This is a genomic window from Allobosea sp. (genome assembly GCF_051860145.1).
Lineage (GTDB): Bacteria > Pseudomonadota > Alphaproteobacteria > Rhizobiales > Beijerinckiaceae > Allobosea.
In genome coordinates, this window is the sequence record NZ_JBHYEM010000001.1 from 313677 (window position 1) to 338099 (window position 24423).

At 67.8% G+C, this 24423-nt stretch carries 23 protein-coding genes; 12 read left to right on the forward strand and 11 right to left on the reverse strand.

Features of this window, described 5'->3' with window-relative positions; genetic code table 11:
* The 11 genes from ACTIF2_RS01465 to ACTIF2_RS01515 all read left to right on the forward strand — a co-directional run.
* On the forward strand, nt 1–1133 hold a 1133-nt coding region (locus ACTIF2_RS01465), incomplete at its 5' end, for a hydantoinase B/oxoprolinase family protein (protein ID WP_439495238.1).
* Between the two features lie 25 nt (nt 1134–1158).
* Nucleotides 1159–2385, forward strand: coding sequence for an ABC transporter substrate-binding protein (locus ACTIF2_RS01470; RefSeq protein ID WP_439495239.1), 1227 nt, complete (start codon nt 1159–1161; stop codon nt 2383–2385).
* 53 nt (nt 2386–2438) lie between these two features.
* Nucleotides 2439–3329 carry a branched-chain amino acid ABC transporter permease gene (locus ACTIF2_RS01475; protein WP_439495240.1) on the forward strand — a complete coding sequence of 297 codons (891 nt, stop codon included), beginning with the start codon at nt 2439–2441 and terminating at the stop codon, nt 3327–3329.
* Nucleotides 3316–4338, forward strand: a complete 1023-nt coding sequence (locus ACTIF2_RS01480; RefSeq protein WP_439495241.1) for a branched-chain amino acid ABC transporter permease — start codon at nt 3316–3318, stop codon at nt 4336–4338. Before ACTIF2_RS01475 ends, ACTIF2_RS01480 begins: the two co-directional genes overlap by 14 nt.
* Entirely contained in the window at nt 4335–5078 is a 744-nt protein-coding gene (locus ACTIF2_RS01485; RefSeq protein WP_439495242.1) for an ABC transporter ATP-binding protein, read from the forward strand. The genes ACTIF2_RS01480 and ACTIF2_RS01485 overlap by 4 nt, the downstream gene beginning before the upstream one ends.
* Entirely contained in the window at nt 5075–5791 is a 717-nt protein-coding gene (locus ACTIF2_RS01490; protein WP_439495243.1) for an ABC transporter ATP-binding protein, read from the forward strand. The genes ACTIF2_RS01485 and ACTIF2_RS01490 overlap by 4 nt, the downstream gene beginning before the upstream one ends.
* Before the next feature lie 53 nt (nt 5792–5844).
* On the forward strand, nt 5845–6603 hold the full coding sequence (locus ACTIF2_RS01495) for a FadR/GntR family transcriptional regulator (RefSeq protein ID WP_439495244.1): 759 nt from the start codon (nt 5845–5847) through the stop codon (nt 6601–6603).
* A 130-nt stretch (nt 6604–6733) separates the two neighbouring features.
* Entirely contained in the window at nt 6734–7693 is a 960-nt protein-coding gene (locus ACTIF2_RS01500; protein ID WP_439495245.1) for a Bug family tripartite tricarboxylate transporter substrate binding protein, read from the forward strand.
* Between the two features lie 22 nt (nt 7694–7715).
* A complete protein-coding gene (locus ACTIF2_RS01505; RefSeq protein WP_439495246.1) occupies nt 7716–9050 on the forward strand; it encodes an acyclic terpene utilization AtuA family protein in 1335 nt (444 codons plus the stop codon).
* Nucleotides 9051–9052: 2 nt separating this feature from the next.
* The gene (locus ACTIF2_RS01510) at nt 9053–9370 is read left to right on the forward strand and encodes an AtuA-related protein (protein WP_439495247.1); all 318 of its coding nucleotides are present in this window, start codon (nt 9053–9055) and stop codon (nt 9368–9370) included.
* A 7-nt stretch (nt 9371–9377) separates the two neighbouring features.
* Nucleotides 9378–10160: an SDR family NAD(P)-dependent oxidoreductase gene (locus ACTIF2_RS01515; protein ID WP_439495248.1), complete on the forward strand. Its 783-nt coding sequence runs from the start codon at nt 9378–9380 to the stop codon at nt 10158–10160.
* Between the two features lie 9 nt (nt 10161–10169).
* On the opposite strand, the gene ACTIF2_RS01520 is transcribed toward ACTIF2_RS01515, so the two are convergent.
* From ACTIF2_RS01520 to ssuD, 11 genes are all read right to left on the reverse strand, one after another.
* The gene (locus tag ACTIF2_RS01520; protein ID WP_439495249.1) at nt 10170–11228 is read right to left on the reverse strand and encodes an alcohol dehydrogenase; all 1059 of its coding nucleotides are present in this window, start codon (nt 11226–11228) and stop codon (nt 10170–10172) included.
* A gap of 22 nt (nt 11229–11250) precedes the next feature.
* A complete protein-coding gene (locus tag ACTIF2_RS01525) occupies nt 11251–12189 on the reverse strand; it encodes an alpha/beta hydrolase (protein ID WP_439495250.1) in 939 nt (312 codons plus the stop codon).
* A 25-nt stretch (nt 12190–12214) separates the two neighbouring features.
* On the reverse strand, nt 12215–13828 hold the full coding sequence (locus tag ACTIF2_RS01530) for a flavin-containing monooxygenase (RefSeq protein ID WP_439495251.1): 1614 nt from the start codon (nt 13826–13828) through the stop codon (nt 12215–12217).
* 85 nt (nt 13829–13913) lie between these two features.
* Entirely contained in the window at nt 13914–15140 is a 1227-nt protein-coding gene (locus ACTIF2_RS01535; RefSeq protein ID WP_439495252.1) for an ABC transporter substrate-binding protein, read from the reverse strand.
* A gap of 209 nt (nt 15141–15349) precedes the next feature.
* Nucleotides 15350–16738, reverse strand: a complete 1389-nt coding sequence (locus ACTIF2_RS01540) for an LLM class flavin-dependent oxidoreductase (RefSeq protein WP_439495253.1) — start codon at nt 16736–16738, stop codon at nt 15350–15352.
* The gene (locus tag ACTIF2_RS01545; RefSeq protein ID WP_439495254.1) at nt 16735–18045 is read right to left on the reverse strand and encodes an acyl-CoA dehydrogenase family protein; all 1311 of its coding nucleotides are present in this window, start codon (nt 18043–18045) and stop codon (nt 16735–16737) included. The genes ACTIF2_RS01540 and ACTIF2_RS01545 overlap by 4 nt, the downstream gene beginning before the upstream one ends.
* Nucleotides 18042–18878, reverse strand: coding sequence for an ABC transporter permease (locus tag ACTIF2_RS01550; protein ID WP_439495255.1), 837 nt, complete (start codon nt 18876–18878; stop codon nt 18042–18044). The genes ACTIF2_RS01545 and ACTIF2_RS01550 overlap by 4 nt, the downstream gene beginning before the upstream one ends.
* Nucleotides 18875–19855: an ABC transporter permease gene (locus tag ACTIF2_RS01555; RefSeq protein WP_439495256.1), complete on the reverse strand. Its 981-nt coding sequence runs from the start codon at nt 19853–19855 to the stop codon at nt 18875–18877. The genes ACTIF2_RS01550 and ACTIF2_RS01555 overlap by 4 nt, the downstream gene beginning before the upstream one ends.
* 9 nt (nt 19856–19864) lie before the next feature.
* Nucleotides 19865–21463, reverse strand: a complete 1599-nt coding sequence (locus ACTIF2_RS01560; protein ID WP_439495257.1) for an ABC transporter substrate-binding protein — start codon at nt 21461–21463, stop codon at nt 19865–19867.
* Nucleotides 21464–21515: 52 nt separating this feature from the next.
* Nucleotides 21516–22085, reverse strand: coding sequence for a flavin reductase family protein (locus tag ACTIF2_RS01565; protein ID WP_439495258.1), 570 nt, complete (start codon nt 22083–22085; stop codon nt 21516–21518).
* 107 nt (nt 22086–22192) lie between these two features.
* A complete protein-coding gene (gene ssuD, locus ACTIF2_RS01570; RefSeq protein WP_439495259.1) occupies nt 22193–23368 on the reverse strand; it encodes an FMNH2-dependent alkanesulfonate monooxygenase in 1176 nt (391 codons plus the stop codon).
* A gap of 525 nt (nt 23369–23893) precedes the next feature.
* On the opposite strand from ssuD, the gene ACTIF2_RS01575 reads away from it, so the two are divergent.
* The gene (locus tag ACTIF2_RS01575) at nt 23894–24415 is read left to right on the forward strand and encodes a GNAT family N-acetyltransferase (RefSeq protein ID WP_439495260.1); all 522 of its coding nucleotides are present in this window, start codon (nt 23894–23896) and stop codon (nt 24413–24415) included.
* Nucleotides 24416–24423: the final 8 nt, after the last annotated feature.

The following is a 24423-nucleotide window of genomic DNA, read 5'->3' on the forward strand; positions in this document are numbered from 1 at the left end:
GCATCGCGGAGATGATGCGCCGCTCGGAAGCCGAGATGCGCTCCTATATCGCCGAGATCCCGGACGGCACCTACGCGATCACCGATTATTTCGACAATGACGGGGTCGTCGACGAGCCGCTGACGGTCGCGCTGGCGCTCACCGTCTCGGGTTCGGACCTGCTCTTCGACTTCACCGGCACGTCCGGCGCAGCGGTCGGGCCGATGAACATCTCCGACGCCACGACGCGCTCGCTCTGCTTCGTGGCGCTCAAGCACATCTTCCCCGAGGTCCCGGTCAATGGCGGCGCCTTCCGGCCCACCCGCTTCGTGATCCCGCGCAAATCCATCCTGGCTGCGGAGTATCCCTCGGCGGTCGGCGGCACGACAGACGTGACCCAGCGCATCGTCGACGTGGTCTTCGGCGCGCTGGCACAGGCGATCCCCGAGCACACGCCGGCGGCGCCCTTCGGCACCACGGGCGTCGCCACCGTCTCCGGTCGCCATCCCGAGACGGAGAAGTATTTCGTCGCCGTCTACCCCTATCCCGGCGGCTATGGTGCGAGCCAGGATTCGGACGGGCTCATCAACGGCACGCCGCCGGGCTCGATGGCCAAGTTCATGTCGGTCGAAATGTCGGAGCACCGCTATCCGGTGCGCTTCCGGCATTACGCCATCCGCGAAGGCTCGGGCGGCGCGGGACTGCATCGCGGCGGCTGCGGCTCGGAATACGCCATCGAGACCTTGTCGGACACGGTCGTCTCGATCCTGGGCGATCGCGTCGATCACGCGCCCTTCGGCGTCCAGGGCGGCGCGCTCGCTGCCCCCAACAGCGTGCAGCTCACGACCGGCGGCGAGACCTGGATCCCGCCGATGCGCAGCAAGGCCGAGAAGATCCCCTTCGCCGCGGGCGACTGCTTCCATCTCGGCTCGCCCGGCGGCGGCGGCTTCGGCGACCCGCTGGAGCGCGACCTCGCCGCCGTCGAGGCCGACCTCAATGCCGGCCTCATCGACCGGCAGGCGGCCGAGACCGTCTACGGTGTCGCGATCAGCGCGACGCGCAGCATCGACGGCAGACCCGTCTTCACCCTCGATCCGGAGAGAACCCGGGCACGGCGAAGCGGGATGAGACCGGACCAGCGCCGGGCCGGATAAGAAAACGACGCAAAGGGAGGACGACATGAAACTTACCAGACGGCAATTCGGAGGCCTCGCCGCAGGCGCGGCATTGATCGCGGCCACGCGCGGATCCTTCGCGCAGGGCGGGCCGATCAAGATCGGCGCCGTGAACCCCTATTCGGGCGCGATGGCGCAATATGGCGACGAGGTCACCCGCTGCTACGAGCTCGCCGCCGAATGGGTCAACGGCCAGGGCGGCCTGCTCGGCCGGCAGGCCCAGATGGTGCGCGGCAACGCCACCTCGGCACAGGAAGGCATCGCCGCCATCGAGCAGCTCGTCGGGCGCGACAAGGTCGACATCCTGGCCGGCACCTATGTCACCGCCATCTCCAACGCCGCCAGCGAGAGCGCCCTCAACTACGGCAAGCTCTATTGGGAAACCAATGCGCTCGCCCGCGACCTCACCGACCGCGGCTTGCCCAATTTCGTCCGCTCCGGCCCGAGCAGCAACGAGTTCGCCTCGCGCGCCGTCGAGGGCGCGCTCAAGGTCGTGGCGGCCAGGCTCAACAAGCAGCCCAAGGACCTGAAGGCCTGGGTCGAGCACGAGGATTCGGCCTATGGCACCTCGATCGCGCTGGAGCAGCAGCGCCTGCTGAAGGAGGCCGGAGTGAACTTCGGCGTCGGCTCGCACAGCGCTCGCGCCATCGACGTGACCGATTCGATCCTGCGCGCCAAGAACACCGCGCCGGACATCTGGATCAGCACCGCCTATGTCGTCGACACCAATCTCCTGCTGCGCGCCGCCCGCGACCAGGGCTTCAAGCCCGCCGCGATGATGCTGTGCGGCGTCGGCGACACCACGGAGACCCTGGAGGCGCTCGGCAAGGACTATCTCGAAGGCATCCTGCTGGTCTCCTATCCACGCCCCGACGTCAGCGAGAAATACGGTCCGGGCGCGGGCGCCTTCCTGAAGCTCTATCGCGACAAGCACGGCCGCGACCCGATCGCGCCGCAGGGGATGAACGCCTTCGTCGGCATGAAGATCCTGTTCGAGGCGATCAAGGCCGCCGGCAGCGTCGATTACGAGACAATCGTCAAGGCCGCGGCCGCAATGGACAAGCCGCTCGGGGCCTATGAGACCGGCTACGGCGCCAAGTTCGACGCCAAGATGCAGAACACGCGGGCCCTGCCCGTGGTGGCGCAATGGCAAGGCGGGCTGGTCAAGGCGGTCTACCCGGCCGAGGCCGCAGCCGAAGGCGTGTCCGTCGTCAACGTGCCGCGCGCCTGACGCTCCGGGGCCGCCGGACAGGCGGCCCCCTGTCCCTCAATCGGGAGAGGCCCATGGCCGAATTCCTGAACATCGTCGCCATCGGCCTGCTGCTGGGCGGCATCTATGCGCTCGTCAGCGTCGGGCTGAACCTGATCTTCGGCGTGATCCGCATCGTGAACTTCGCCCAGGGCGAGTTCGTGATGCTGGGCATGTACGGGGCCTTCGCCGCGCAGGTCGCGCTGCGCTTCGACCCCTATGTCGCGCCGATCGTCGTGGTGCCGGCGCTCTTCGCGCTCGGCTGCGCGGTCTACTGGATCCTGCTGCGGCCGCTGCAGGGCGAGCCGATGATGCAGGTCTTCGCCACCTTCGGCCTGCTGATGGTGCTCGAGAACAGCATCCTCGCGCTGACGCGCGGCGTCAGCTTCAGCGTCGGCTCGGTGCTGTCGCAGACCACCGTCGCGATCGGCCCCGTGCAGATGCCGGTGGCGCGGCTCTTCGTGCTCGTCGCCGCCACGATCGTCGCCGGCGGCCTCGGCTGGTGGCTGCGCGCCACGCTGCCGGGCAAGGCGATCCGGGCCGTGGCGCAGGACCGCAAGGCCGCCCGGCTGATGGGGATCAATGTCGAGCGCATGTACATGGTCAGCTTCGGCGTCGGCGCCGCGCTCGCCGGGCTCGCCGGCTGCCTGCTCTCGCCGCTCTATTCGATGTCGCCGCAGATCGGCATGAACTTCATCATGCCGGCCTTCGCGGTCGTCGTGCTGGGTGGGCTCGGCAGCGTGCTCGGCGCCTATGTCGGCGGCTTCATCGTCGGCCTGACCGAGGCGATGGCGGGCTTCTATCTCGACCCGGCGCTCAAGCATGCCGTGCTGTTCTTCGTCTTCATCGCGGTCCTGATCATTCGTCCGTCGGGCCTGTTCGGCGTCGCCGGCGCCGAGGAAGTGGGGCTCCGTGAGCAATCGTGAACAGCGCCTGGCCTGGCGCATGACCGGCGGCGTCAAGACGCTGCGCCACGAGCTGCCGACGACGCTCGGCGTCATCGCCGCGCTGGGTGCGCTGGTGGCGCTGCTCTCGGGCGACAGCTTCACGCTCAACATCCTGGCGACCGCGTTCCTGTTCGCCGGGCTGGCGACGGCCTGGAACATCATCGGCGGGCTCGGCGGCCAGTTCTCGCTCGGCCACAGCGTCTTCTTCGCGATCGGCGCCTTCACGGTCGCCAATCTCTACCTCAAGCTCCAGATCTCGCCCTGGTTCGCGCTGCTCCCGGCCGCGGCCCTGTCGGCCATCCTCAGCGTCGTGTTCTCCTGGCCGGTCTTCCGCCTGCGCGGTCCCTTCTTCGCCATCGCGACGATGGCGCTGACCGAGGTGCTCTTGTCGCTGGCGCTCTATTTCGACCGCTTCACCGGCGGCTCGCGCGGGCTCTCGATCCCGTTCCGGCTCGGCTTCCAGAACATGATCTTCCGCGACCGGCTGTCCTACGCCCTGCTGATGCTCGGCTTCCTGGCCCTGTGCCTGCTGGTCATGGCGGCGGTGACGCGCAGCCGGCTGGGCTACGCGCTGCAGGCTGTGCGCGACAACGAAGACGCCGCGCTCGCCAGCGGCATCGACGTGCTGCGGACCAAGCTCACCGGCATGGCGATCAGCGCCGCGCTGACCGGAATGGGCGGCGTGCTCTACATGATGTATGTGCGCGTCGCCGACCCGCCGACCCTGTTCTCGCTCTTCGACATCGGCGTGAAAATGGCGCTGATCGCGCTGATCGGCGGTATCGGCACGATCTACGGGCCGCTGCTCGGCGCGCTGCTGATCGTCCCGCTCGAGAGCTATCTGCGGGCGGAACTCGGCGGCACCGTCCCGGGCGCGAACCTGATCGTGCTGGGCTTCATCCTGATGCTGACCGCCCTCTTCCTGCGGCGGGGCATCATCGGCGCGCTGCGCAGCCTCGTCCTCAAGCTCGCGGGGTTCCGGCGATGAGCGACGCACCCTTGAACGCTGCACCCTTCCTGCAGATCGAGAACGTGTCGCGCCATTTCGGTGGCCTGCGCGCCGTCGACGAGGTCAGCTTCGAGGTCGGCCGCGGCGAGGTCGTCAGCATCATCGGGCCCAACGGCGCCGGCAAGACGACGCTGTTCAACCTGCTGACCGGCCAGCTGCCGCCCTCGGGCGGGGTCATCCGCTTCGAGGGGCGCGATATCGGGCCGCTGCGGCCCAACCAGCGCGCCAGGCTCGGCTTCGGGCGGACCTTCCAGATCTCGCAGACGCTGACCTCGATGAGCGTGCTGGAGAACGGCATGGTCGGCGCCTTCCTGCACCAGCGCAGCCTGCCGGCCGCCGCCAGCAAGGCGGCCGAGGCCCTGGAGATGGTCGGGCTCTCGAAGCGCGCCGCCGACAAGGCAGGCGACCTGACGCTCGGCGAGCGGCGGCGCCTGGAAGTGGCGCGCGCCCTGTCGATGGGGCCGCAGATCGTGCTGCTGGACGAGGTCATGGCCGGCCTGAACCAGACCGAGGTGCAGGAGATCATCGACATGGTGCACGCGCTCAACGCGGGCGGCGTCACCTTCCTCGTCATCGAGCACAACCTGAAGGTCGTGCGCGCCTTCTCGCGGCGGGTGATCGTGATCAACCGCGGCCGGCTGCTGAAACAGGGCACGGCCGAGGAGGTGCTCGGCGACGAGGCCGTGATCGAGGCCTATATCGGCAAGAGGCGGACATGACGAACGAGCTTGTCGTCGAGGGGCTTTGCGCCGGCTATAACGACCTCCGCGTCCTACAGGATGTCAGCTTCGCGGTGCCGGTCGGCGCGGTGGTCGCGATCGTCGGGGCCAATGGCGCGGGCAAGACCACGCTGCTCTCCACCATCGCGGGGTTGCTGCGGCCCAGCGCCGGGGCGATCCGGTTCCGTGATCGCGACATCAGCCGCGCCCGCGCCGACGATCTCCCGGGCCTCGGCCTGGCGCTCGTGCCCGAAGGCGGACGGCTGTTCCCGTTCATGAGCGTCGAGGACAATCTGCAGCTCGGCGCCTACGCCCCTGGCGCACGCGCCGGCATGGCCGCCCGCATCCAGGAGGTGACGGCCGCCTTCCCGGTGCTCGCGGAACGGCGCGACCAGCTCGCCGGCAAGCTCTCGGGCGGGGAGCGCCAGATGTGCGCGATCGCGCGGGCCCTGATGTGCCGGCCGCGCCTGCTCCTGCTCGACGAGCCTTCGGTCGGGCTGTCGCCGCTGATGGCCGAGCGGGTTCTGGAGATCGTCGCCGGGCTCGCGCGCGACGAGGGATTGACCGTCGTCATCGTCGAGCAGCGCGTCACCGAGGTGCTGGAGATCGCCGACGAGGCGCATATCCTCGACCGCGGCCGCATCGTCCGATCGGGCCCCGCGCGGCAATTGCAGGCGGACAAGAGCATTCAGGAAACCTATATGGGTCTATGATAGAACAGTTGGACCATTGACCCGCATGGCCGTCGCGGCCGAGGGGGAGCTGAATGAACGTCAAGTCATCCGGGCTGATCGCCCCCGTCATCGTCCCCAAGGCATCGGACATCCTGGCGACCCGCCTGCGCGAACTCATCGTCAAGGGCCAGATCACGCCGGGAAGCTTCCTGCCCACCGAACGCGACCTCGTGGCCGAGTCGGGCCTCAGCCGCACCTCCGTGCGCGATGCGCTGCGCGTGCTCGAATCGGAGGGCCTGATCACCACCAAGGTCGGGCGCACCGGCGGCTCGATGGTGACGCTGCCCGGGCGGGCCTCGGTGGCGCGGTCCGTCGAGCTCTTCGTGCGCACCCATGGCATCAGGCTGGAATCGCTGCTGGAATGCCGGGTCGCGGTGGAGCCGACGCTCGCCCGCCTCGCCGCCAAGCGCCGCACGGAGGCGCAGCTCGCCGAAATGGAAGCCCTGCACGAGCAGTTCGTCGCCTCGGTCGACGACGTCGCCAGCTACAAGAACATCAATCTCGACTGGCACCTGGCCATTGCCCGCGCCAGCGGCAACGAGCCGCTGATGGCGCTGATGGAGGCGATCTCGACGCCGATCCGCGATGCCATGGACTATCAGCACGTCACCACGCCCGAGCTGCGCGCGATCGCGGTGAAGGCCCATACCGTGATCCTGAAGGCCCTGCGCGAGCAGGACGAGGACGCCGCCTTCAAGCGCATGGACCGGCATGTCGCGGGCTATCGCGACATCGCGACCGGCGTAGCGCCGATGCCCCCGGCCGCAGCCAAGGCGGCGGCCGCACGCTGAATAGCGATATTTAAAATAATTGGACCATTTATATTGCCCGATCCGCGCGGGCCGATTAGTCTCCTCCCGCTCGCAGGCGAAGCCATCGCGAGCCCAGCGCCGGAACGGCGCGGTCCATGGGAGGACGGCGATGAAACGAGTGGCTGCAGCATTCCTGGCTGTCCTGTTGGGCCTGTGCGGCGCGGCGCAGGCGGAGACCTATCCGAGCCGCTTCATCACCATCGTCGTTCCCTTCGCAGCCGGCAGCGGCAGCGACACGGCGGCGCGCATCCTCGGCCAGCATCTCTCGGCCCGCCTGGGCCAGAATTTCGTCATCGAGAACCGCATCGGTGCGACCGGTGCGATCGCCACGGCGGGCGTCGCCCGCGCCGCGCCGGACGGCTACACGCTGCTGCTGGGGACCAATTCGACGCATGGCTCCAACAGCGCGCTCTACAAGAAGCTGGCCTATGATCCGATCAAGGATTTCGCGCCGATCGCCCATACCGGCGTGTTCTCCTATTTCCTCGTCGTCGATCCGCGCCTGCCGGTGAAGTCGATCGGCGATCTCGTCGCCCTGGCCAAGGCCAAGCCGGGCGATGTCAGCTATGCCGGCGGCAGCTCGACCAGCATCGTCATGGCCGAGAGCTTCGCCAAGGGCGCCGGCCTGCAGCTGCTGAAGGTGCCCTATCGCAGCAACCCGCCGGCCCTGACCGACGTGATGGGCGGGCGGGTCAACGTGATGTTCTGCGACATGTCCTCGGCGATCACCTCGGTGCAGGCGGGCAGCCTGCGCGCCATCGCGGTGACGACCAAGGCGCGCAGCACGCTGGCGCCCGAGCTTCCGACGATCGCCGAAACCGCGGTCAAGGATTTCGACCTCGCCTCCTGGACGGGCCTGTTCGCACCGGCGGGAACGCCCAAGGAGATCGTCGAGCGCCTGAACAAGGAGGTCAACGCCGTCCTCGACATCCCCGAGGTCAGGCAGCGTTTCGCGCCGCTCGGCATCGAGGCGCAACCGACCTCGGCCGAGGCGTTCACGCGCTATGTCCATGGCGAGGTCGCAAAATGGACGGCGCTGGTGAAAGAGGCGGGCATCGAGCCCGAGTGAGCGCGAAGGCGGGGCGCCCGTCGTGAGGACGATCAGAATCGGCGCGGGCTCGGGCTTCGGCGGCGACCGGATCGAGCCCGCGGTCGAGCTCGCGGAGAAGGGTGAGCTCGACTATCTCGTCTTCGAATGCCTGGCCGAGCGGACGATCGCGCTCGCCCAGCAGGCGCGCCTCCAGGATCCCGATGCCGGCTATGACAAGCGGCTCGAAGAGCGCATGGAGCGCGTGCTGCCGCTGTGCCGGCAGAACGGCATCAGGATCGTCAGCAATATGGGCGCCGCCAATCCGGCGGCCGCGGCGAAGGCCGTGGCGGCGGTGGCCCGGCGGCTCGGGCTCAGGGGACTCAGGATCGCCTATGTGCTCGGCGACGACGTGCTCGACGAGGTCCGTGCCTCGGCGCCGCCCCTGCTGGACGCGCCGGGCAGCGCAGCCGAGCTCGGCGAGCGTATCGTCTCGGCCAATGCCTATCTCGGCATCGAGCCGATCGTGGCGGGGCTGGATGGCGGGGCCGATATCGTGATCACCGGCCGCGTCGGCGACCCGGCTTTGTTCACGGCGCCGCTGGCGCATGAATTCGGCTGGGTGCCCGACGACTGGACGCGCCTCGGCCGCGGCGCCCTGATCGGGCATCTGCTGGAATGCGCCGGGCAACTGACCGGCGGCTATTTCGCCGATCCCGGCGCCAAGGACGTGGCCGGGCTCGCACGGCTCGGCTTCCCTTTCGCGGATGTCGGCGAGGATGGATCGGCGGTCTTCGGCAAGGTCGCCGGCTCGGGCGGGGAACTCAGCATCCGCACCTGCAAGGAACAGCTCCTTTATGAGGTGCACGACCCGGCCCGCTATATCCAGCCCGATGTCGTCGCCGACTTCACCAGCGCCCGCTTCGCGCAGGACGGTCCGGACCGCGTCCGGCTCAGCGGCGGCGGCGGAACGCCGCGCACCGGCAGCCTCAAGGCGACGATCGGCTACCGCGACGGCTTCATCGGCGAGGGGCAGATTTCCTATGCCGGTGCGGGCGCCGAACGCCGCGCGCGCCTGGCGCTGGAGATCGTGGTGGAGCGGCTGAGGCTGCTCGGTGTCCCGATCCGCGACCTGCAGCTCGACGTCATCGGGGTCGATTCCGTCTATGCCGGCCCACGCGGCCCCGGCGAGGCGATGGATGTGCGCGCCCGCATCGCCGGCCGCACGGCGACGCTGCCGGACGCCCAGCGGATCGGCCGCGAGATCGAGGCCGTCTGGATCAACGGCCCGGCCGGAGGCGGCGGCGCGACATGGGCCGCGCGCGAGGTGATCGCGGCTGCCTCCGCCCTGATCCCGCGCGAGCGCGTGCGTCCGACGCTCCACATGCTGGAATCCTGACGATGCGCCTGCGCGAACTCGCTCACGCCCGGGCCGGAGACAAGGGCGACATCTCGAATATCAGCGTCATCGCCTACGAGCCGGGCGACTACGCCTTCCTGGCGGAGCATGTCACGGCCGAGCGGGTGGCGGCGCTCTTCGCCGGCATCGTCCATGGCGAGATCGTCCGTTACGAGCTGCCGGAGCTCGGCGCGCTCAACTTCGTGCTGCACCAGGCGCTGGGCGGCGGCGTGACCCGGTCGCTCCGGCTCGACCCGCATGGCAAGAGCCTCAGCTCCGCCTTGCTGGAACTCGACATCCCCGACCGCCAGGGAGGCTAGGATCGCCATGACGCATACCCGCCGCTTCGAAGGACGCTCCGTCCTGATCACCGGCGCGACAGGCGGAATCGGCCGCGCCGCCGTGCGCCGGCTCGCCGCCGAGGGCGCCCGGCTCGTGCTTTGCGACGTCGCCAAAGCGCCGCTGCGCACCCTGGCAGCCGAGCATGGCAACGCAGCCATCGCGGTCCCAGGCGACGTCACGCAGGAAGACGCTATGGCAAGCGCGATCCGCGAGGGCCTCGCCACATTCGGCCGGATCGACTGCGCCTTTCTCAATGCCGGGACCGAAGGTGCCGTGGCGCAGCTCGGCGCGGCGCGGCTTGCGGATTTCGACCGTGTCATGGCAATCAATGTCCGCGGCTGCTTCATCGGCCTGAACGCGCTGATGCCGCTGATGAAACGCCAGGGCGCGGGCTCGATCGTGCTGACCTCCTCGACGGCCGGCTTGCGCGGCAGCATCGGGCTCGCACCTTACGTCGCGAGCAAGCACGCGGTGCTCGGCCTGATGCGCACCGCCGCACTGGAAGGCGCCGCCCATGGCGTGCGCGTCAACGCGCTTCATCCCGGGCCGATCGACACGGCGATGATCCACAATATCGAGCGTGGCTTTGCTCCGGACGCGCTCGAGGCCGCCAGCAAGGCGACGATCGCGCGCGTCCCGCTCAAGCGCTATGGCGAGGCAGGGGAGGTCGCGGCCCTGCTGGCCTTCGTCCTCAGCGACGAAGCCTCGTTCTGCACTGGCAGCGCCTTCTCGATCGATGGCGGGATCATGGCCGGGGCAGCCGGATAGGGCTGACGCCTAGACGGTCTCGACCAGCACGGCGCGGCCAGTGATTTCGCCTGATTTCAGCTTTCGCATGGCGTCGTTGGCGCTGTCCTTGGGAAAGCGCGTCACCGGCGTCGATGGCAGCTTGCCGGATTTGGCGAGCTGCACCACGGCGCGCAGATCCTTCACGCTGCCGGTGTTGCTCCCCATGACGCTGACGTTTCGGAAGACCATGCCCGCCAACGAGAGCGTGAGTTCTCCTCCGGCGACGCCGACATTGACCAGCCGCCCGCCCTTGGCGAGCGCTCCGAAACCGGCGGCGGCCGTCCCCGTCGCATTGACGAAATCGATGACGGCGCTGACCGGCCCACCGGCCGCCTCGACGATGCGCCCGGAGACGCCCTCGCCCGCCCCGTCCACCGTGGCCGTCGCACCCATGCCGAGCGCGGCCTGACGCTTGGCCGGGTCGATATCGACCGAGATGATCGCCTTATGGTCGAAGGCACGCAGCATCGCGATGGCAGCAAGGCCGAGCCCACCCGCCCCGATCAGCACGATCGGCCTGTCGGGCGCCAGCGGCATCACCTTCTGGATCGCATTGTAGACCGTGATGCCGGAGCAGGCGAAGGTCGAGGCCAAGGCCGGGTCGAGCGATCCGAGCGGCACGAGATAGCGCGGATGGGCCGCCACGACCTCGCTGGCGAAGCCGCCATGCTGCAGCACGCCGATGCTGTTCTGGCTGGTGCAGAGATTGTCGTCCTCATTGGCGCAGTCGTCGCAGCGACCGCAGCCGATCCAGGGATAGACGATGTAGCTCTCGCCCAGCGTCACGCCCGTGGCGTCAGGGCCGGCGGCGATCGCCCGCCCGACGATCTCGTGTCCCGGCGCACGCGGCAGCGTCACGCCGCGATCGGCAAGCGTCAGGATTTTGCCGCCACCGAGATTGTAGCTGCCCTTCCAGAAATGGAGGTCGGAGTGGCAGACGCCGCAGGCCTCCACCGCCAGCACGACCTGCGAGCCGGTCGGCTCCGGCATCGTCACCTCGATGCATTCGAGCGGCTCGCTGTTGCGAACCACGGCCCAGGCTTTCATGGCGGATCCTCTCGTCAGGCGTTCAGTCGATGGTCGGGGGCGGGGCGGCGACGCGGCAGGCTTGCGCAGCGAAGACCGCCGCAGCGCGGACCTCGTCGCGTGCCACATCGACAAGGTTGTGCAGCCGGATGAAGCCGTGGGTGAGGCCAGGCGCGACCCGCCTGGTGACGTCGATGCCCGCCTGCTCCAGCCTGTCGGCATAGGCCAGGCCCTCGTCGGCCAGCACGTCGCATTCGGCCACGATGACGAGTGTCGGCGGCAGGCCGCGCAGGTCGTGGGCGCGCAGCGGCGCAATATCGGGCGAGGACCACAGGCTCTCGGGCGCGTAGTGTCGGAAGAACCAGACCATGTCCTCGCGCGTCAGAGGCAGACCCACGCCGTAGGCGGCGTAGGACGGCCGCTCGAAATCACAGTCCGTCACGGGATAGATCAGGATCTGGGCCGCGACATCGGCCGAGCCGCGCAAGCGGCGGATGGCGATGGTCGCCAGATTGGCGCCGGCGCTGTCGCCGCAGACCACCAGCCGGCCGGCCCGTCCGATGAGGTCCGGCATGCGGCTTGCCGCATGGGCCAGCACGTCTTCGGCATCCTCGAGGCCGGCGGGAAACGGGTGCTCCGGCGCCAGCCGATAGTCCGGCAGCAGCACGGCGCAACCGCTCTCGGCCGCCAGGGTGCGGGCGAGCGTATCGTAGTCCTCGATCTCGCCGATCATCCAGCCGCCGCCGTGGAGATAGACGACGAGGCCGCCGACGTCGCCGTCCGGAACATAGAGCCGCGCCCTGATCGATCCGCCGCGCGTCGGGAGCGAAAGATCGCTGATGCGGGCCAGGTCGGGGCCGGCGCCGAGAACCGCCCGCCCGGCGGCGATCATGGCGCGCACCTCTCCCGGCGTGCCCGCCGAAAGGGCCGGGCGGCCCTTGAGCTGTTCCAGCATCGCGGCAATGAAGGGATGAAGCGTCATGCGTTTGCCTTGCTTTGCCGGCTCTTCAAGCGAAGGTGAAGCCTTCATAGCCCTTCGCGACGATGTCGTTGCATGCGCGCCGGTAGCGGTCGACGCCGCCGACATAGGGCATGAAGACCCGCGGCTTGCCGGGAATGTTCGCGCCCATGTACCAGGACGCCGCCTTGGGCAGTAGCGTGCCGCCCGCGACCTCGCCGACATGCGCCACCCACCTGTCTTCCGCCTCCTGCGCCGGATCGATCCGGGCGAGGCCCTTCGCGCGCATATGGTCGATGCAGTCGGTGATGAACTCGACATGCTGCTCGATCGAGGTGATGACGTTGCTCAGAACCGACGGGCTGCCGGGCCCGGTGACGATGAAGAGGTTCGGGAAGCCGGCGCTCATCAGGCCGAGATAGGCGCGCGGGCCATGCGCCCATTTGCTGCGCAGGTCGCGCCCGTCGGGGCCGCGGATGTCGATCCGGTCGAGCGCGCCGGTCATGGCGTCGAAGCCGGTGGCATAGACCAGCACGTCGAAATCGAAGTCTTGCGCGCCGGTGCGCAGGCCCGTCGGCGTGATCTCCTGGATCGGGTCGCGCCTGATATCGACCAGCGTGACGTTCGCGCAGTTGAACGTGGCGTAATAGTCGGTGTCGACGCAGATGCGCTTGGTGAAGATCGGATAATCCTTCGGCGAGAGCAGCTCGGCCGTGCGCGCATCCTTGACGACCGCCCTGATCTTGCGGCGGACGAACTCTGCGGCCGTCTCGCTGGCGCGCTCGTCGACGACGAGATCGGTATAGGCGTGCATGAAATTGGCGCCGCCCTTGTCCCAGCGCCGCTGGTACTCGGCCTCGCGCTCCTCGGGCGTGGCTTCGAGCGCGGACTTGACCGCGAACTCGTAGATCGTGCCCGAGCGCGTCTCCTCGCGCGCCCGTTTGCGCAGCGCCGGATAATCGTCCTTCCAGGAGGCGACATAGTCGGGGGTGAGGGGCGCGTTCTTCGCCGGCACGCTGAAATTCGGCGTGCGCTGGAAGACGAAGAGATGTCCGGCCTGCCTGGCGATTTCCGGAATGGCCTGGATCGCCGACGAGCCGGTGCCGATCACACCGACGCGCTTGCCACTGAGATCGACCGGCTCATGCGGCCAGTTGCCGGTGCGGTAGACCGCCCCAGCGAAGCGCGCGGCCCCCTTGATCTCTGGATCGCGTGCGGCCGAGAGGCAGCCCGTCGCCATCACGCAGAAGCGTGCCTCGATCGCCTCGCCCTTGTCGGTCATCAGCGTCCAAAGCTGCGCCGCCTCGTCATAATGCGCAGCCGCGATCGTGGTGTTGAAGCGGATGTCGCGCTTCAGGTCGAAACGCTCCGCGACGTGCTGGGCATAGGCCAGGATTTCCGGCTGCGTCGCGAAGCGCTCGGACCAGTTCCAGTCCCGCTGGAGATCCTCGTCGAAGGAATAGGAGTACTGCATGCTCTCGACGTCGCAGCGTGCGCCCGGATAGCGGTTCCAGTACCAGGTCCCGCCGATATCGCCGGCGCTGTCGAAGGCGCGCACGCTGAAGCCGAGCTTGCGCAGCCGATGGATCAGATAGAGCCCCGAGAAACCGGCGCCCACGACTGCGACGTCGAGCCTGTCCTCGGTTCCGCTGCTGCCGGGCATTCCATTCTCCTTGATACCGGCCAGTGCGCGGCTGCCTCAGCGGCATGCGGCCTGGCCCGCTCCGGCTCGCGCCGGAGCCGCGAGCTCACTTCGCGAGCGGACAGGAAGCCGGATCGGGCGGGGCGAAGGCGTCCGTCGGCGCGATCTCCGCGACCTGCTTGTAGAGGTCCCATTCGCCCGTCGATTCCTCGGGCTTCTTGGCCTCGAAGACGTACATCGGGCGCATCACGCGGCCATCGGGCCGGATCGAGCCGTCCTTGGTCATGAAGTCGTTGATCGGCAGCTCGCGCATCTTCTTGTTCACCGCCGCCGTCGCATCGGTGCCCGCCGCCTTGACGGCGTTGAGATAGTGCAGGACGGCGCCATAGGCACTGGCCTGGATCATGTTCGGCATCTTGCCGAAGCGGTCGAAATAGCGCTTCGCGAAGGCCCGGGTCTGCTCGTTCTGATCCCAGTAATAGGGCGCTGTCTCGAGCAGGCCCTGCGCCGTCTTCAGCCCCATCGCCTTGGTGTCGTGCAGGGTCAGGCTCAGGGCCGCGAGCTGCTGCTTGGGCCGGACGCCAAATTCGTCGGCCTGCTTGACGATGTTGCCGGCATGGGCAGTCGTGGTCGCGAGCGCGATCACCTTGGCGCCTGAACTCTGCGATTTGAGCAGGTCCGAGGAAAAATCCGTCATGTCGAAGGCATGCCTGGTCGAGCCGACGATCGTGCCGCCGGCCTTCTTGACCATCTCGGTCGTGTCGCGCTCGACATTGATGCCGTAGCCGTAATTGACCGTCATGAAGTACCAGCTGTCCAGCTTCTGCTTCATCAGCTGGTTCACGACGCCGAGCGCCTGGCTGTAGTTGTTGTAGGTCCAGTGGATGCCGTTGGGGCTGCATTTGGCACCCGTCAGGTCGGAGCTCGCCGTCGACAGGTAGATGACGAGCTTGTCCTTGTCCTTCGAGAGCTCCTGCATGCCCAGCGCGACGGTGGTGATGCCGATGTCGAAGATCGCCATCACGCCCTCGTCGTACCATTTGCGGGCGAGACCCAGCCCGACATCGGGCTTGTTGAGGTGGTCGGCGCTGAGCAGCTCGATCGGGCGGCCAAGCACGGTGCCGCCGAAATCCTCGATCGCCAGCTTCATGGCGACATTGGTGCCGGGGCCCGACAGATCGCGCACGATGCCGGACATGTCGCTGAGCTGGCCGATCTTCAGCGGCCGCTTGTCGTCCTGCGCGACGGCAGCGCCGCTTGCCCAGGCCTGGAGGGCCAATGTGCCGACGGCGACTGCCGCGGCAAGCTTGGGATGTCGGGCTCGACCCTTCATCTGCTTCCTCCCGTCCGCGAGCCGGAGCGCCTCTCGGGCGGGCGCTCTCTCCCTGGCAGCGGTGGCGGGATGTTAGGTAGGATGAATTTTTTGGTCAACCATTTCTATGGCGCGCCACCGGGAGCGAGAGGTGCAAGCGCGCGCATCCCGGTTGTTCATTTCAGCTCAGCGGAGCCTCGCCCGGCAGGCCGCCGCCGCAAAAGGCGCCTCTATTCGGCCGCGGCGCTGAAGCGCTGGCGAAACTGCGCCGCGCGATGGCGCGTCGGGAGACGCGGGGTGCCGAAGAGTTTTTGCCGTAGCGGCCCCTCCTCATAGGCCGTCTTGTAAAGCCCACGGCTCTGCAATTCGGGCACGACGAGATCGACGAAGGCCTCGACGCTTTCCGGCGTCACCGTGCGGGTCAGATTGAAGCCGTCGACATCGGCCTCCTCGATCCACGCGGCCAACTGGTCCACCACCTGCGACGGATTGCCGACGATCGGCTGGTTGCGGCTGCCGAGCGTCATCTGCTCGCGCAGGCCGCGAACCGTCCAGACCTTGTCGGGGCTGCGCTTGGTGATCGCCTCCAGCGCCGAGTTGTTGGCGTCGGTCTTGACGAAGCTGATCGGCTCGTCGGGGTCGTAAGCCGCGAAGTCGAGCCCGACAGAGGCGGAGAAATGCGCGAGCGCGCCTTCGACGCTGGCATAATCGCGATACTCCGCGAACCTGTCCTGCGCTTCAGCCTCGGTCGGCGCGACGATCACCGTGACGCCGACGAAGGCCTTCACATCGTCGGGCCTGCGGCCAGCGGCAACGGCCTTGCGGCGGATATCCTCGACCACGGAACGCGTCTGCGCCTTGTTCTGGCCGGTGACGAAGACGCATTCGGCGTGTTCGCCGGCAAAGCGGCGGCCGCGGTCGGACGAGCCCGCCTGATAGAGCAGCGGCGTGCGCTGGAGCGACGGCTCGCTGAGATGGATGCCGTCGACGCTGTAATGCGCGCCGCGATGCGTGATGCGATGGACCTTGGCCGGGTCGGTGAAGATGCGCCGCTCGCGGTCGCGCAGCACGGCATCGTCCTGCCAGCTGCCTTCCCAGAGCTTGTAGACCACGTCCATGAACTCGTCGGCGACCTCGTAGCGCCCGTCATGCTCCTGCAGCTTCGCCAGGCCGAGCCCGCGCGCGGCGCTGTCGAGATAACCCGTGACGATGTTCCAGCCGATGCGCCCCTTGGTGAGATGGTCAAGCGACGAGAAGCGCCGCGCGAACAGATAGGGCTGCTCATAGGTCAGGTTGACGGTGATGCCGAAGCCGAGATGCTTGGTCACCGCAGCCATGATCGGCGCGAGCAGGATCGGATCGTTCAGCGGCGCCTGCGCGCCGGTGACCAGCGCGGTCTCCGGACCGCCCTTGTAGACGTCGTAGAGGCCGATGATATCGGCGATGAACAACCCGTCGAACAGGCCGCGTTCGAGCGTCCGCGCGAGGTTCTGCCAATAGTCGATGTCGGTGTAGTTCGCCGAACGGTCGCGCGGATGTGCCCAGAGACCGTGATTGATATGCCCGACGCAGTTCATGTCGAACGCATTGAGGCGGATCTGCTTGCGAGCCTGGCTCATCCGGCGGTTTCCTGTGCAGGCGGCTGCGCGATACCGACGCTCCAGACGCGGTCCGGAAGCTTTCCGTTGACCAGGAAGTCGCCGATGATGCGGGCGCGATAGACGAGCGGGTTGTGGGACAGGAGCGTGCGCGCGTTGCGCCAGTGCCGGTCCAGTGCGGTCTCGTGGCGCACGGCCGAGGCGCCGAGCGCATCGAACAGCTTTGAGGCGGCGCGCAGCACGATCTCCCCGATCGCGACCTGGGCCTGATTGACCTCGATCTCGAGCGCCTGGCCGGCGGCAATGGCGGCCTCGCGATCAGGCCCCGCGGCGGCAGCCTGCGCCCTGGCGAAGCCGCCGGAGGTCGCCAGCACGAGCGCCTCGGCGGCATAGGCAGCGGCGCCCAGTTCGCCCACGACCTGCTTGAGCTGCGGATCGTCCTTCGCGAGGTCGCTGTTGCCGTGGCTGTAGACGCGCGAGCGGGCGCGAAGCTGGGCTGCGGTGTCGTTGACGATCGCCCGCGCGATGCCGGCGAGCGTCGCCAGAAGCACCGTCTGGTAGATCGCCGTGAGGTAGGGTGCGCGGTCCTCGCGTGTGCGGATCGCATGCGCTTCGACCGGCACATCGGTGAAGACGCCCGTTCCGGTGCCGGTCAGCTTCTGGCCGAAGCCGTCCCAGTCGTCCGAGATCGCGATGCCGGGATGGTGCCTTGCGGCCAGCGCCGAGACATGGGCCTCGTCGCTGCGGCGCGCGGAGACGTCGATCCAGTCGGCGAAGATGCTGCCGGTGGTGTAGAACTTCGTCCCGTTCAGCAGCCAGCGGCCATCGACCTCCTGGAGCCGCGTCGAGCGCTTGTCGAGGATGGCGGCGCCCGGCTCGGTGGAGGCGTTGCCGACGATGTCGCCCTTGCCGAACCGCGTCAGCCAGATCGCGCGCGATTCCGGATCGGGATCGCTCAGCCGGTCCTCGACGATGGCGATATGGCCGCGGAAGAGATGCGCGACATTGGAATCGGCCGCGGCAAGCTCGATCAGCAGGCGCAGGAACCCGGCATGGTCGAGCCCGTAGCCGCCGAACTCCACCGGCACCCGCAGCGCGCCGAAGCGCTGCTGCTTGAGCCAGCCGACCTCCTCGAAGGGCAGGCGGCGCTCATGCTCGCGCGCCACCGTGCCCTCGGCGATCCGCGCGAAGATCGGCCGGAACAGGCCCGCCACCGTTTCGAAATCGGGAGCCTGGCGCGCATCGCCACTCGAACGCGCGTCAGCCGTGCCGGCGCGCGCGTGGTCGGCCCGGGATGCGCCGGGGTCGGTCAGGATCGCAGTGATCATTGTCTCAGCCTCGGGTTTAGAGCGTGATTGAGTGCGTCGCCGAGCAGGTTCAGCGCGAGCACGGTGATCATGATGGCGAGGCCGGGGATGGCGGTCTGGTACCAGGCGGTTCGCAGCGCATCGCGCCCGGCCCCGATCATCGTTCCCCAGCTGACATGGTTCGGGTCGCCGAGGCCCAGGAAGGACAGCCCGGCCTCGGAGAGGATCGCGGTCGCGACCAGGATGGAGGCGGCGACGATGACCGGCGTCAGCGCGTTCGGAATGATGTGAACCATGAGGATGCGCCAGTCGCGCATGCCCATGGCGACGAGCGCCTGTACGAACTCGCGGTCGCGCAGCGCCATCACCTCGGCACGGGTCAGGCGGGCGATGCCGGGCCATGCGGTGAGGCCGAGCGCCAGGATGATCGTGTAGATCGATGGGCTGAGAACCGCGACCATCACGATCGCGAGCAGGAATGCCGGCATCGTCTGGAAGAGTTCCGTCACCCGCATCGCGACGTCGTCGATCCAGCCGCCATAGAAGCCGGAGACCGCACCGACCGTGATGCCGATGCCGAGCGAGATGGCCGCGGCAACGCCGCCGACCATCAGCGAGACCGCCGCACCGTGAAACAGGCCGGCCATGATGTCGCGGCCCATCAGGTCGGTGCCGAGCGGATAATCGGCGTCGCTGCCCGGCCAGGTGAAGGGCGCGGCGACCATGTCGAACGGATCCCCGGGATAGAGGAGCGGCGCCATAGCCGCGGCGACGAGCACGAGCAGCACAACGATGCTGCCGGCGATACCCGCCGGCGACGACAGGACCGAGCGCAGGATCGAGGTCCGGGTCATGGGCGCAACCCGATGCGCGGGTCGAGCCAGGCATAGACGACATCGACGACGAGATTGACGGCGACGACGACGAAGGAGCTCAGCAGCATGATCGACAGCAGGAGATTGAGGTCGCGATTGCTGACCGCCTCAAAAGCGAGGCGCCCCATGCCCGGCCAGGCGAACACCGTCTCGACCACCACGGAGCCGCCGAGCAGGGAGCCCGCCTGCAGGCCGACCATGGTGACGAGCGGCAGCAGGGCGTTGCGCAGGCCATGGGTCAGCGCGATCTGGCCCTCGCCCAGGCCCTTGGCGCGGGCGGTGCGGATATAGTCCTGGCTCATCGCCTCGATCATCGAGGCGCGCGTCATGCGGGCGTAGATGGCCACAAAGAGCAGCGCGAGCGTGGTCGCCGGCAGGATCAGGTGGCGCAGCCGGTCGATGAAGAGAGCCGTTCCCGCGAGCGGGACCTGCGTGACCTCCTGGAAGCCCCCGGTCGGCAGCCATTGCAGCTGGACGCCGAACAGCACGATCAGCATCAGGCCGACCCAGAACAGCGGGGCCGAGTAGGCGAGCGTCGCAAGCATCGAGACGATGACGTCGAAGACGCCGCCGGGCCGGCGCGCGGCGGCGAGCCCGAGCGCGGCGCCGATCGCGATCGCCATCACCAGGCTGGTCAGCGCGAGCAGCAAAGTGCCGGCGAGCCGCGCCGTGATCAGGGTCGAGACCGGCACCCCGTAGCGGTGCGAGAAACCGAAATCGAACGCCGCGACGTTCTTCAGATAGACGCCGAGCTGGGTCAGCACCGGCAGGTCAAGCCCGAAGCTGCGGCGAAGCTCGGCGACATAGCCGGCATCGGCCGCCGCTCCGCCCTGCTCGCTGGCCAGCACGTCGGCAAGGTCGCCGGGCGCGAGCTGGAGCAGGAAGAAGTTGAAGGCGATGATCGCGAGGATCAGGGGTACGGCCAGCAAGAGGCGCCTGACGATGAAGGGCAGCATCGCTATCGCTCACTCGGAGGCGAAGTAGACGCCGGCGAAATTATCGGCCCGCTGGTTCGGCGTATCGGTCAGGCCACGCAGGCGCTTGTCGTAGACCGAGAACCAGTCGACCTCGAAAAGCGGGATCAGCGGCAGGTCGCGCTGCACGATACGCTGGACAAGCCGGTAATCCTCGAGCCGCTTCTCGGGATCGACCTGCGTCTGCGCATCCTCGAAGGCAGCGTCGAGCTCGTCGTTCTTGTATTCGGAGACCACGGTCCAGGCCGTGCCGGGCTGGCGCCCCTTCGACCAGAACCGCGTCTCGATGCCCATCTGCGGATCGGCACCGGCTCCGCCCCATGAGCTGATCAGGTCGAAATTATAGTCGGTGAAGACGCTCTTCAGCCAGGTGGTGAGATCCTGGCTGCCGAGCGTCACGTCGATGCCGACGCGGCGCAGCGCCTGGCGCACAAACTCGCCGGTGCGGCGATAGTCGTCGCCATAGGGAATGAAATCATGGGTGAGCTTGAAGCGCCAGCCATCGGCCTTGCGCGGGAAGCCGGCCTCGTCAAGCAGCTGCTCGGCCTTCTTCGCATCGAACGGATATTGCTGGAGGCCTTCGGAAATATGGAAGGGTTTCAGCGAAGACGGAATCGGGCTGACCGAGGGCTTGCCGTAGCCGCCCCAGACCGTCTTCAGCAGCAGGTTGCGGTCGATCGCATGGGCGATGGCCTGGCGGACCTTGAGATGCTGCAGGTAGGGATTCTTGTGATTGGGTTCGAGCCAGAACCAGGTCGGCGAGAACTCGTAGCCGCGCGTGTCGACGGCGAACTTCCCGCCCGCCTTCAGGCGCGCGGCATCGGCGAAGGTGATGGGATGCTGCTGGCCGAACTGGACGGCGCCGGTCTCGAAGGCCGCGGCACGGCCGGCCGCGTCGGGGATGACCTTGAAGACGATGCGGTCGAGATAGGGCTTTCCGGAATCCCAGTAGTTCGGGTTGCGGTCGAGCGCGATGTGGCTGCCGCGGACATAGTCCTTGAAGACGAAGGGGCCGGTGCCGATCGGCTTGGCGTTCCAGGGATTGGAGCGGACATCCGTGCCTTCATAGAGATGCTTCGGCAGCAGCCAGAGCGCCGAGGCGTTGAGGTTGCGGTAGATCACCGGCGTCGGCTGTGACAGCGTCAGCACGACGGTGTGCTCGTCCGGCGTCTCGACCTTCGACAGGGTCTTGAAGATCCGCTTTCCGGTCGAGGAGTATTTGAGCAGGCCTTCCTCGATCGAGAATTTCACATCCGCCGAGGTGAAGGGCTTGCCGTCATGCCAGGTCACGCCCTTGCGCAGCTTGAACGTGAGGGTCAGGCCGTCCCTGGAGAAATCCCAGCTCTCGGCGAGCTGCGGCTTCAGGCTGCCGTCGAGGGCGTAATCGACGAGCCCGTCATTGATCTTGGTGGCGACGAGGACGATCGGCGTCGCCGTGTTCAGCAGCGGCGACAGGATCGGCGGCTCGGGATGGACGATCGCGTTCAGCGTGCCGCCATGGGCGGGGATCTCCTTCGTCTGCGCCATCGCGCCGGCGGAGCCGAGCAGCAATGCGGCCGTCAGGAAGAAGGCAGGTGCGAGACGGGGCATTCTGATCTCCGAAATGTGCCGGCCAAACCGGCTCAAGCTGTGATGAAAGGGCTCAAAAGGCGCGCAGGCCGAGCGCGGTCGTCGCTTCCTCGACCATCCAGCCGATGCGCTCGTAGTCGCCGCGCCAGTAGACCAGGGCAGCGTCGTTCCGCCCCCGCCTGACCTCGCGGACGCGCCCGATGACGATCGCGTGCGAATGCCGTTCGATCAGCTCTTCGACCTCGCAATCGAGGCTGGCGAGCGCGCCGGCGAGAAGCGGCGCTCCCGTGACGCCGGTCGACCATTCGGCTTCGGCGTAGCGAGCCGCCCCCTTCTCGCCGTTGCGGCCGGCAAAACGGTCCGCGACCTGCTTTTGCGTGGCGGTGAGGAAGTTGACGCCGAAGCTGCGATGGCGCTGCAGCACCGGGAAGCTCGACGAGGCGAGGTTCAGGCCGAACATGATGGTCGGCGGCTCCGCCGACAGCGACGAGATCGACGTCGCGGTCAAGCCGGTGAGATCCTCACCCCGCCCGACGGTGACGACGGCAACGCCGCCGGCGAGCTGGCGCATCGCGGCGCGGAAGTCGGACGAGGTGTCGCGCAGAAGAGCGGCGCGGGTCTGCAAGGTCGTGACGACATTCATCGGATGAACCTCTGATTTGGGAAGCGGATCAACGCTGGTTTCCGGGGCCCGCTCGGCCGCTGCTTCCGGCTGGATGCGCGAAGGCGCGCCGGCGATGCCGCATCGCCTCATGAGCTCGCCGCCCGCTTCTGCGCAGGCTTCTCGTCATTGGCGATCGTCTCGCCGAAGGGGCCGTTATTGACGACGCCGCTGAAGGCCGGCTTGCCGTGGTTGAGCGAGAGCAGCGGGAAGACCAGCTCGGCGAAGCGATAGGCCTCTTCCAGATGCGGGTAGCCGGAGAGGATGAAGCTATCGATGCCGAGCGCCTGGTATTCCTTGATCCGCGCCGCGACCTGTTCGGCGCTGCCGACCAGCGCGGTGCCGGCGCCGCCGCGCACCAGGCCGACGCCGGCCCAGAGATTTGGCGAGATCTCGAGCTTGTCTCGGCTGCCGCCATGCAGGGCCGACATCCGGCGCTGACCTTCGGAATCCATCCGCGCGAAGATAGCCTGCGACCTGGCGATGGTGGCCTCGTCGAGATGGCTGATCAGGCTGTTCGCCGCGGACCAGGCTTCTTCCTCGGTCTCGCGCACGATGACGTGCAGGCGGATGCCGAAGGAGAGCTTGCGCCCCGCCGCTTTCGCCGCCTTGTCGGCGGTCGCGATCTTCTCCGCGACGGCCGCGGGCGGCTCGCCCCAGGTCAGGTACTTGTCGACCGTCTCGGCCGCCACCGCGATTCCCGCCGGCGAGGAGCCGCCGAAATAGAGCGGCGGCCCGTTCTCCTGCGCTGGCGGATAAAGCAATTGCCCGCCATCGACCCGCAAATGCTTGCCCTGATAGGTCACGGTTTCGCCGCGCAGCAGGGCGGAATAGACGGTCAGAAACTCGCGCGTGACCTCATAGCGCTCGTCATGACCAAGGAAGATGCCGTCGCCGGCATTCTCGACGGGGTCGCCGCCCGTGACGACGTTGACCAGCAGACGCCCGTTCGAGACCCGGTCGAGCGTCGCGGTCATGCGGGCGGCGACCGTCGGGGATTGCAGTCCCGGCCGCACGGCGACGAGATAGCGCAGGTTCTGGGTCAGCGGAGCGACCGCCGAGGCGACGACCCAGGAATCCTCGCAGCTCTTGCCCGTAGGCAGGAGCACGCCGTAATAGCCGAGCGCATCCGCCGCCTGGGCGATCTGGCGCAAATAGGCGAAGTCGGTCTGCCGGCCACCGGTCGAGGTGCCGAGATAGCGTCCGTCGCCATGGGTCGGCAGGAACCACAGGATGTTGGCGCTGGGTGCGGGAGGAATGCTCATGAGCAGGCCCCCGGCGTGACGAAAGGCGCCGGCGCGTCGGCCGGCTCGATGATCGCTGACGATGACATGGGCTTGCTGTCGCCGGCCGAAAGGCGGCGTCTCCGATTTTCAGATTGCGTGAAACTGTCCTGGCTCGCCGCGGCCGTTCAGGCCTGCGTCATCCGTTCGGTCAACAGATGCCGGCGCGACAAGACAAGGGAGGCGCCAGAGTGGCTGCCGCAAAGAAAGAAATATCGATCATTGGCGCGTCTCCAAACAGAGGAGCCCACGAATGCATCGTGGTGCTTTTAGCATTATTGACGCGGCGCAAGCTGCTCCAGCAAATCCCGCGAACGGGCCAAGAAACCTAGACCCGATGCATTTATAATTCTTGATGTCGATTCGAACGTCAATGAAACGGCTTTTCAAACTTCGGCGGTTCGGCGGCATATCCGCCTCGCTCCGTCGCCGCAGACGATAGGGTTTTCGCGCGGCGGCCACGCCAGGCTACGATTGAGCTCGGCTTGCGGGCGGGGGAGGAATTCGATGGCCGTCGACATACGCGATGCGGGCGCGGCTGACCTGGCCGGCTGTCACCGCTGCCTTGACGCCGTCGCCCGAGAGGGACGGTGGCTCTCGCGACTGAGCGCGCCGTCAATCGAGCGCTACACAGCCTTCGTGGCCGGCCTGCGGGAGGCCAACGCCCCTCGGATCGTTGCCGTCGACGGCGAGGTGGTCGGCTGGTGCGACATTGCTCCGGACACCTCGCCCGCGCGCGCGCATGTCGGAAGCCTGGGCATGGGTTTGCTCGCGACCCATCGCGGCCAGGGGTTCGGCCACCGTCTTCTCACCCTGGCGATCGACCGTGCGCGCGAGAGAGGCCTCGAGCGCATCGCGCTGTCGGTTCTCCACGACAACGATGCGGCGTCCGCCCTCTACGAACGGCATGGCTTTCGGATCGAGGGACGGCGCATGCGCGACTGGAGACGCGACGGCGTCTACCGCGACAGCATCCTGATGGCCCTCGATCTCTGCCCTGGCGAAGGAGCCGAGACGCCGGGCCACTAGCCATGCGG